This is a genomic window from Ochrobactrum sp. EDr1-4, from assembly GCF_049199085.1.
In the GTDB taxonomy this organism is placed as follows: domain Bacteria; phylum Pseudomonadota; class Alphaproteobacteria; order Rhizobiales; family Rhizobiaceae; genus Brucella.
In genome coordinates, this window is sequence record NZ_JBLZOF010000011.1 from 106,932 (window position 1) to 116,456 (window position 9,525).

Below are 9,525 nucleotides of genomic sequence, written 5' to 3' on the forward strand. Positions count from 1 at the left end.
GCAACAGGCGCAAAAATTGTCAAATATCAGGTAGATTTTTGCGGCGAAAGCCGGGTGTCAAAGTTCGGCTTATCCTCTTTTGCTTTCACGTAACAAACAACTACGTTCTCATCGCTGATCCACGCTAAGTTTTTAATTTATTTACATATTGAAGCGGGACATATCCTAAAAAAACAACTATCAGTCCGCCTATCGCTGTATCGACGAGACGCTGAACTCCATAATCAATATTGGCAGTTCCTGGAACTATGACATCAACAAGCATTAAAATCAGTGGTGTTAGAAAAACGGCTTGCAGAATGTAAGAACGCTGCATTGCCCACGGCAACATAGCGCTCAAAGCAGCCATCAGAGCAATGAACAAAGCGCCTTTTGGAACGGCTGCTAAGATTACAGCCCCGATTATGACGCCAAGGATTGTTCCGATGGTGCGTTGAATTGCACGGTCTCGAATTGATCCAAACTCTGGCTTCATTACCAGGCCAACTGTGAGGGGGATCCAGAACCAATGGGCATCATGATCAAACCAATGGGAAGAATAAGAAACACCAAGGCAGACCGAAAAAGCGATTGCGGTTGCTACAATTGATCGCTGAGTTGCAGCACGAGTTTGGGCTGAGGAATTATGAGTTACCTTTTTTGATTGAGCATCTTGTGAATGCCAACCGCGTATCAACGCTTCCAAACCGAGGACTACTGAATAGAGAAGAGTACCCACCAGATAAAGAGCCGCAGGCTGCCAAAATGGTTTAATAGCAGGAACTCCAAGTGCGATTGATGCTAAAAGTAGTGCCTGGAGCGTGCCGATGGATAATGTGCTGCTTTTGTTACTCAAATATGCTGCGCAAAAGCCGACAAGCATCATTGCAAAAACAACGAAAGCCCAAGGCAATATCCCAAGATAACCGAGGAGGTAGCCTGAAGCGCCGATTGGCGCAGAAATCAGCATTTTTTTAAATATTGAACTATAGCTGCCTGAGCCTTCGCCGGTCGCCATCATCAGGCACCCCATCGCGACCCACATGCCGGTCATTATATCGTTAAAGAACAAACCAACAGCAAAAGGAAATCCGATGCAAAAGGCTGTTCTTATCGCGCGCCAGGAGTTCCAGGTTGCTGGCTTCAATTCAAATAATTCTGAAGCAATATTATTTCTTGCTGATGCCTGATCCATGTCCCCACCCCAAAGCTAACTTAAAATAACTAATTATCATGTCACGGCTGAAATAATAAACATTCAGAATGAATTTTGTTTAAGAAAATCTTCGCACATTGAAGAGCATGCAACATAAGAGAAAACGGCTCATGTTCAGAATATTACGTTGAGCCAGAAATGGGCTTCCCCTTCAAAAGTGAAGGCTTCTGTTAGACAAGATTGACAGGAGACTTAGAATTGAAGCAGCGAGAATTTAAAGAGTAATTCAAACGCGAAGCCGTTCGGATTTTAACGACGAGTGGTCGCAGCATTTTATCGGTCGCGGCCGACCTAGGCATTGGCAAGTCAACGCTTGACCGCTGGCGTAGCATTTTTGCTGAGCAAGATTTGCTCTCTGGTCCGCATGAGGACATGAGCCAGGAACTTGCTCGCCTTCGCAAAGAAAACGAACTCCTGCGCCAGGAACGAGATTTATTAAAAAAAATAGCGACGGCCTTCTTCGCTCGGGAGACAAGTCGATGAAGTTTGCTTTCATCGATACGGAGAAGGCCCACATGTCTCTGTCGCGGCTGTGTACTTTTGCAGGCCTCAGCATCAGCGGTTATTATGCATGGAAGCATCGGCGCCCCAGTCGCCGTCAGCTTGATGACATGATTATCCTGGCTCATATTCGCAATCAGTTTGCGCTATCACGTGAAACCTACGGCAGCCCTCGTATGCATGTCGAACTGAGCGAAGAAGGCATTCGAGCCGGACGCCACCGCACAGCACGACTGAGTGCCAAGAAAATGGTTTGAAAGCTCGGCAGAAAACGCGCTTCAAACGCACGACCGATAGCAGTCATGGTGAGCCTGTCGCTCCCAATGTTCTGGATCAGGACTTCACTTGTGACGGGCCAGATCAGAAATGGGGTGTCGATATCAGTTACATATGGACCGCAAAAGGATGGCTGTGTCTGGCAATCGTTGTCGATCTTTTCTCTCGTCGTATTATCGGCTGGGAAGCACGGGACCGGATGAAAAGGATCTTGCGATTTACGCTTTGAAGAAGGCTATTGCAATCCGGCAACCAAAGCCGGGACTGATCCAACACTGGGACAGGGGAAGCCAATATGCCAGTTATGAGTATAGCAGAATTCTCGAAGCGTACAGCATGCTTCCATCCATGAGCGGAAGAGAAAATTGCTATGATAATTCGATGGTGGAAACCGTCTTCAAGACGATCAAGTCAGAACTGATATGGCGAACTGTGTTCTACACACGTAAGGTTGCCATCAACGCCATTGGTGAATACATTGACGGCTTCTATAATCCTGTGCGCAGACATTCTGCACTCGGGTATAAATCACCGATCCAGTTCGAGATGATAAACCGTATATTAGTGACAGAACCTCTCCACTAAATCAGGGCAAGTCCATGACTGCGTTAAGTGCGAATTTATTCAGGGAATACTCCCGACGACGAGTCGAGAAGAGGTATTCACGATACTCTCACGAGCCCGGCTTGAACGTGATGGCATATCGACTAAATTGATAGCATAGATGTCGATCTGCAGGAGGTGCTATCAGATGCCCGCCGTCACCATTCGAAACCTTTCCGAAAAGACCCACCGCGCCCTCAAGGTGCGCGCGGCACATCATGGCCGCAGCGCCGAGGCGGAAATGCGCGACATTCTGGATGCGGCGGTTCGCCTCGCTAACCGCACACGCATCGGTTCCGCTCTTTCGGCCTTGAGCCGCGATGCCGGGCTTACCAACGCCGATTCCGAGGTGCTGGAACAGGCTCGCGACCGCAATCCCGCCAAGCCATTGAGCTTTGAATGATTGTTCTCGACACGAATGTCGTTTCCGAGGCTATGAAACCGGAACCGGCTCCCGTCGTGCTTGGCTGGCTGGACGAGCAGGCCGCACTGACCCTTTATCTCTCCAGCGTCACCGTTGCGGAACTTCTTTTTGGCACCGGCGCATTGCCTGAAGGGCGACGGAAGTAAAAGTTCGCCGCCGCACTCGAGGGATTGCTTGATCTGTTTGAAGGCCGCATCCTGCCCTTCGATACTGAAGCCGCTCGTAACTATGCAGACCTGGCGGTCACTGCGCGCAAGGCCGGCAAGGGCTTTCCGACGCCGGATGGCTACATCGCTTCGATAGCCACCGCTCATGGTTTCTCCGTCGCCACACGGGATGCTAGTGTCTTTAAAGCAGCGGGTGTCCCCATAATCGACCCGTGGACGAACGAACACTAAAGACCGGGATAAAATCCTTCTCCAAAAAGCCCAGCTCATGCTTAAGGTGATCGTTCAGGACTTCATCAAGCCGGAAGCCGTGGATCGTTGTGCCGCTTTACCACGAGCTGGTCGAGAAGACTCGGCAGGAAGAGCTTTGCATCGCCTAAGATGTTGATTGCCATCCCATAGCTTCTACGTTGAAATCAACAGGAAGATGTTGGAAAGGCCGACGTCGACACCCCACGCCGTGCTCTTGGTGGACTTTTAGGGAATAGCGTCCGTTTCAATTGTTCAGATCGAGCCCTCACAAGAGCAATAGACCGACAAACAAGGGCCCTGAAAATTGAGAAGTCCTGACATTGTGACGTAAAACCAGTCCAAGTTTTCGTCCGCACCCCCCTTCAGTCGTTTCTGCTACAACGAGTAAATTTCAATAAGCAACTGCATTGTTCGGAACAAGCAATCTTATCAGTTTCCACAAATGCCCCGTTGACTGTACTGGCGGAATTTTATCGGTGGTAGAATGCTATTTTTGAAAATAAGTAATTAAATCTCTTCTCTAAAAATTGGTGTTTTTTGCCAATTTCCATTCATCGGCCGCGTCTAATTCTACTCGCTTATTGCCGCGATAGAAGATCGGCAATCCGGTTTTTCTATCCAATGAGAAACGAGTTGGGGCGAGTTTATCGTCTTCGTGGCCATTAACGGCAAGAGCGAGGGCTTCCTTGAACTTCCCTGCCTTACACAAGCTCTTGAATAGGGGCTGGTCCATAATTGTTATTTGTATCCTTCTTAACCACTTCAATGACCTCTTCTAACGGTTATTCCAGAATTAAGCCATATTGCCGATGAGTGGATCGGTTTGTTGACACTTCTAAAGCTTTATCGGGATGCATTCTTACCTTGCTTATTGAAGCACTCACCCTGTCATTATTCCGATGTCTCCCAATATGGAAGTTTGCATTGTAAATACCCCTGTAGGTTAAGGTTGTGTAGGTAGGCTTTGACATCCTTCTTACTCCAACTCTGATCGGTTTCGTCCCAATCAATGCGGGAGGCATCATCGCCAATCAGTAGAACCAATGGCGCTTGGTAGATCGCCGTCACACTCTCCTTCGGCGTATACGCAGTACTGAACGGTTGCCATAAAGAAACCTAGTAGAAGGCAGGATAAACAGTACAACGAGAATAGGCCGAAAAAGTTTGCTAAAGTACCGAGCAGCGCGCCAATTAGACCCACACAGCATCCAGTTATGAATGTAGTCAGCCATCCATACTTATGAATAAGATATTACGTCGGCTAAACGGAAATAAACGTGCCAAATATAGTTAATGATGACGCACTAACGACTTTTGCGTTCAACCAGTGTCATGGCATCGGTTTCGTCAAGATCATGATCAAAGATAATCAAATCACCGTCCCAATTTCCAAATTGGTGGTGATTGCCAATAAAAATCAAACCGTTATGAATGCGAAACGCTTTTGGAATGCGGGAACTGCTCGATCGCCTGGTGCCACGTGGGCAGCACTTTGTTCGCATCTCGGCCAGGTGTTCATACAGCTTTAGCCCATATTCTTCCTTGGAATAGATGAAGTGATAGATGGTTTCTGCGCATAGACGTATCGCGCTCAGGCCATGGCTAATGAGCCGGCCACAGATCTGTTCCGGCGACCAGTGTGCTTCCAATTGTTCTATGACACACTTGCGCAGCTCTGGATAACGTCTGAGCTTGCGCAACCGTGTTCTGCGGTCTTTGCTGATATTGTCGGCAACAACGTTATGATAACGGTGCCAAGCCGCCAACACGGCCTGACCAATCCATCCAATTTGGTTTCTTGGGCGATAATTCAGGACGGGGATACATTACCATACAAATAAAATCGTTCTCATTTTGGAAAGGATAAAACCTTGTTTCTATTGTCTTATATCATGCCATGTAAGGATTTTTTTGATTTGCTACCATTATGGTTCCATTTTCGATAGATTAATTAATACTACGGCTTATTTTGCAGAAAAATTCATGAAAGCGGGTAAGCACATGTCAAAAATCGTTGGTTATCAAAAGATAATTAAAAAATACAGTAAAGAATACATAGCTTCATCTGCATTGTGTGGATTTTTATTCTTTTCTGTATTTCCAAGCACGTCATTTTCACAAGTTTTTGTAAATGATGGTAGGGATGACAACTGTTTTGTAATTGTGGATAATGGTCTGAACACGCAGATCACTAATACCCGTTCTTCTTGCAATAAGAATCTGACCAGTCAAACGGATCACTCAACATTTTTTGGTAATGTAGGATCCAAAGGATTATTGGGCTCAGCTAATCAATCTAAGAACTTAAGTCTTGGTGGCGTTCTCTATGTTAATGGCGGGGGAATAGGGCTAACTGACCAACAAGACAAATCATTTGCCACCCGAATTGGTAGCGTAGCCACGTTAAATGCTCGTGCTGGTCTTAATGCTATCGCGATTGGAGGATTCCAAACCTCTGTCAATGACATTGAAAATGCAAGGGCTACGATTGCGTTGGGTGATAGGTCAATTGCAGTGGGCTCGGGTGCAAGTGCTTTAGGTAAGTACTCATTGACTTTGGGAATGTACTCTACCGCTAAGGGTAACAATTCCATTGCAATTGGAAGCAATGCAGTATCTCAGTTGGATAATAATGTCGTTATAGGTGCAAATTCAACTGATAAGGCAGCAACTATTATTGATAATGTTACAATTAACTCGAAAACCTATCAATTTGCAGGTGTTTCCAAAGCTGGGGATGGAACATTCAGCGTCGGTTCTGCCGGTAAAGAGCGTCAGATCGTTAATGTTGCGGCCGGAGAAGTTAGTAAAAAATCAACAGATGCTGTAAATGGATCCCAGCTTTTCAGTGTAACTTCTGCCGTCGATTCTCTTGGAGAATCCGCCGTAAAAGTCTTTGGCGGCAATGCTGCTGTAGGCGCTGATGGCAGGATCAGCATGAGCAATGTTGGTGGAACCGGCAAAAACAACGTCAATGATGCCATTGAACATGTGAACCAGACAGCGAATGCGGGATGGAACGTTAAGGATGGCGCCGGCCATTCAGCGAATGTCGGTGCGAATGGCAATGTGACGTTCAAGGGCGACCGCAATGTTACAGTCAAACAGTCAGGCACAGATAATAATGGTAAGATCGATGTTGCGCTGAACAAGGATATTGATCTTGGCAAGGATGGATCTGTTACCACTGGTAAGACATCTGTGAGCGATGCGGGCGTGCAGGTTGGCAAAGATGTTAAACTCACCGATAAGGGCCTGGAGCTGGAAGGCGGAGTAAAAGTCACCACCGACGGTATCAATGCGGGCAACAAAAAACTTACCGGTATTGCGTCTGGCGAGGTTAGCGCGACATCCAAAGATGCGGTTAATGGTTCGCAGCTTTTCAGTGTAACTTCTGCCGTCGATTCTCTTGGAGAATCCGCCGTAAAAGTCTTTGGGGGTAATGCTGCCGTGGGCGCTGATGGCAGGATCAGCATGAGCAATGTTGGTGGAACCGGCAAAAACAACGTCAATGATGCCATTGAACATGTGAACCAGACAGCGAATGCGGGATGGAACGTTAAGGATGGCGCGGGCCATTCAGCGAATGTCGGTGCGAATGGCAATGTGACGTTCAAGGGCGACCGCAATGTTACAGTCAAACAGTCGGGCACAGATAATAATGGTAAGATCGATGTTGCACTGAACAAGGATATTGATCTTGGCAAGGATGGATCTGTTACCACTGGTAAGACATCTGTGAGCGATGCGGGCGTGCAGGTTGGCAAAGATGTTAAACTCACCGATAAGGGCCTGGAGCTGGAAGGCGGAGTAAAAGTCACCACCGACGGTATCAATGCGGGCAACAAAAAACTTACCGGTATTGCGTCTGGCGAGGTTAGCGCGACATCCAAAGATGCGGTTAATGGTTCGCAGCTTTTCAGTGTAACTTCTGCCGTCGATTCTCTTGGAGAATCCGCCGTAAAAGTCTTTGGGGGTAATGCTGCCGTGGGCGCTGATGGCAGGATCAGCATGAGCAATGTTGGTGGAACCGGCAAAAACAACGTCAATGATGCCATTGAACATGTGAACCAGACAGCGAATGCGGGATGGAACGTTAAGGATGGCGCGGGCCATTCAGCGAATGTCGGTGCGAATGGCAATGTGACGTTCAAGGGCGACCGCAATGTTACAGTCAAACAGTCAGGCACAGATAATAATGGTGCGATCGATGTTGCGCTGAACAAGGATATTGATCTTGGCAAGGATGGATCTGTTGCCACTGGTAAGACATCTGTGAGCGATGCGGGCGTGCAGGTTGGCAAAGATGTTAAACTCACCGATAAGGGCCTGGAGCTGGAAGGAGGAGTAAAAGTCACCACCGACGGTATCAATGCAGGCAACAAAAAACTTACCGGTATTGCGGATGGTGAGGTTAGCGCGACATCTAAAGATGCGGTTAATGGTTCGCAGCTTTTCAGTGTAACTTCTGCCGTCGATTCTCTTGGAGAATCCGCCGTAAAAGTCTTTGGCGGCAATGCTGCTGTAGGCGCTGATGGCAGGATCAGCATGAGCAATGTTGGTGGAACCGGCAAAAACAACGTCAATGATGCCATTGAACATGTGAACCAGACAGCGAATGCGGGATGGAACGTTAAGGATGGCGCGGGCCATTCAGCGAATGTCGGTGCGACTGGCAATGTGACGTTCAAGGGCGACCGCAATGTTACAGTCAAACAGTCAGGCACAGATAATAATGGTGCGATCGATGTTGCGCTGAACAAGGATATTGATCTTGGCAAGGATGGATCTGTTGCCACTGGCAAGACCTCTGTGAGCGATGCGGGCGTGCAGGTTGGCAAAGATGTTAAAATCACCGATAAAGGCCTGGAGTTTAAAGGTGGAGTAAAAGTCACCACCGACGGTATCAATGCAGGCAACAAAAAGCTTACCGGTATTGCAAGCGGCCTGGTCGCCGATGGCAGTCTGGATGCAATCAATGGCGATCAGTTGTCCGGTGTTTCAAAATCCGTGACGACAGTGTTGGGCGGCAATGCTGCTGTGGGCGCTGATGGCAGGATCAGCATGAGCAATGTTGGTGGAACCGGCAAAAACAACGTCAATGACGCCATTGAACATGTGAACCAAACCGCGAATGCGGGATGGAACGTTAAGGATGGCGCGGGCCATTCAGCGAATGTCGGTGCGAATGGCAATGTGACGTTCAAGGGCGACCGCAATGTTACAGTCAAACAGTCAGGCACAGATAATAATGGTGCGATCGATGTTGCGCTGAACAAGGATATTGATCTTGGCAAGGATGGATCTGTTGCCACTGGCAAGACCTCTGTGAGCGATGCGGGCGTGCAGGTTGGCAAAGATGTTAAACTCACCGATAAAGGCCTGGAGCTGGAAGGCGGAGTAAAAGTCACCACCGACGGTATCAATGCAGGCAACAAAAAGCTTACCGGTATTGCAAGCGGCCTGGTCGCCGATGGCAGTCTGGATGCAATCAATGGCGGTCAGTTGTCCGGTGTTTCAAAATCCGTGACGACAGTGTTGGGCGGCAATGCTGCTGTGGGCGCTGATGGCAGGATCAGCATGAGCAATGTTGGTGGAACCGGCAAAAACAACGTCAATGACGCCATTGAACATGTGAACCAGACAGCGAATGCGGGATGGAACGTTAAGGATGGCGCGGGCCATTCAGCGAATGTCGGTGCGAATGGCAATGTGACGTTCAAGGGCGACCGCAATGTTACAGTCAAACAGTCAGGCACAGATAATAATGGTGCGATCGATGTTGCGCTGAACAAGGATATTGATGTTGGCAAGGATGGATCTGTTACCACTGGCAAGACCTCTGTGAGCGATGCGGGCGTGCAGGTTGGCAAAGATGTTAAACTCACCGATAAGGGCCTGGAGCTGGAAGGCGGAGTAAAAGTCACCACCGACGGTATCAATGCAGGCAACAAAAAGCTTACCGGTATTGCAGGCGGCTTGGTCGCCGATGGTAGTCTGGATGCAATCAACGGCGGTCAGTTGTTCGGCGTTTCAAGATCCGTGACGACAGTGTTGGGCGGCAATGCTGCTGTAGGCGCTGATGGCAGGATCAGCATGAGCAATGT

Annotated in this window: 5 protein-coding genes and 2 pseudogenes; 4 read left to right on the forward strand and 3 right to left on the reverse strand. The window is 48.3% G+C overall.

What is annotated here, in order from left to right; genetic code table 11:
• Window positions 1-124: 124 nt before the first annotated feature.
• Entirely contained in the window at window positions 125-1,174 is a 1,050-nt protein-coding gene (locus ACOZHT_RS21965) for an FUSC family protein (protein WP_339515172.1), read from the reverse strand.
• A 246-nt stretch (window positions 1,175-1,420) separates the two neighbouring features.
• Between ACOZHT_RS21965 and ACOZHT_RS21970 the strand changes: the two are divergent.
• The 3 genes and pseudogenes from ACOZHT_RS21970 to ACOZHT_RS21980 all read left to right on the forward strand — a co-directional run.
• Window positions 1,421-2,557: pseudogene (locus ACOZHT_RS21970) on the forward strand (IS3 family transposase); the annotation flags it as partial.
• A gap of 166 nt (window positions 2,558-2,723) precedes the next feature.
• Window positions 2,724-2,978, forward strand: coding sequence for a FitA-like ribbon-helix-helix domain-containing protein (locus ACOZHT_RS21975; RefSeq protein ID WP_421566576.1), 255 nt, complete (start codon window positions 2,724-2,726; stop codon window positions 2,976-2,978).
• Window positions 2,975-3,397: pseudogene (locus ACOZHT_RS21980) on the forward strand (type II toxin-antitoxin system VapC family toxin). Before ACOZHT_RS21975 ends, ACOZHT_RS21980 begins: the two are co-directional and overlap by 4 nt.
• Before the next feature lie 541 nt (window positions 3,398-3,938).
• On the opposite strand, the gene ACOZHT_RS21985 reads toward ACOZHT_RS21980, so the two are convergent.
• Window positions 3,939-4,151, reverse strand: coding sequence for a hypothetical protein (locus ACOZHT_RS21985; protein ID WP_421566577.1), 213 nt, complete (start codon window positions 4,149-4,151; stop codon window positions 3,939-3,941).
• A gap of 571 nt (window positions 4,152-4,722) precedes the next feature.
• Window positions 4,723-5,187 carry an IS30 family transposase gene (locus ACOZHT_RS21990; protein ID WP_421566578.1) on the reverse strand — a complete coding sequence of 155 codons (465 nt, stop codon included), beginning with the start codon at window positions 5,185-5,187 and terminating at the stop codon, window positions 4,723-4,725.
• Between the two features lie 793 nt (window positions 5,188-5,980).
• Between ACOZHT_RS21990 and ACOZHT_RS21995 the strand changes: the two genes are divergently transcribed.
• Window positions 5,981-9,525, forward strand: a 3,545-nt coding sequence (locus ACOZHT_RS21995) for a hypothetical protein (RefSeq protein ID WP_421566579.1), incomplete at its 3' end; no start/stop codon positions are given.

Excerpts from the sequence above, each read along its gene's own strand:
- ACOZHT_RS21975 (WP_421566576.1), top strand. The coding sequence starts at position 2,724 with ATGCCCGCCGTCACCATTCGAAACCTTTCCGAAAAGACCCACCGCGCC.
- ACOZHT_RS21985 (WP_421566577.1), bottom strand. The coding sequence starts at position 4,151 with ATGGACCAGCCCCTATTCAAGAGCTTGTGTAAGGCAGGGAAGTTCAAG.
- ACOZHT_RS21965 (WP_339515172.1), bottom strand. The coding sequence starts at position 1,174 with ATGGATCAGGCATCAGCAAGAAATAATATTGCTTCAGAATTATTTGAA.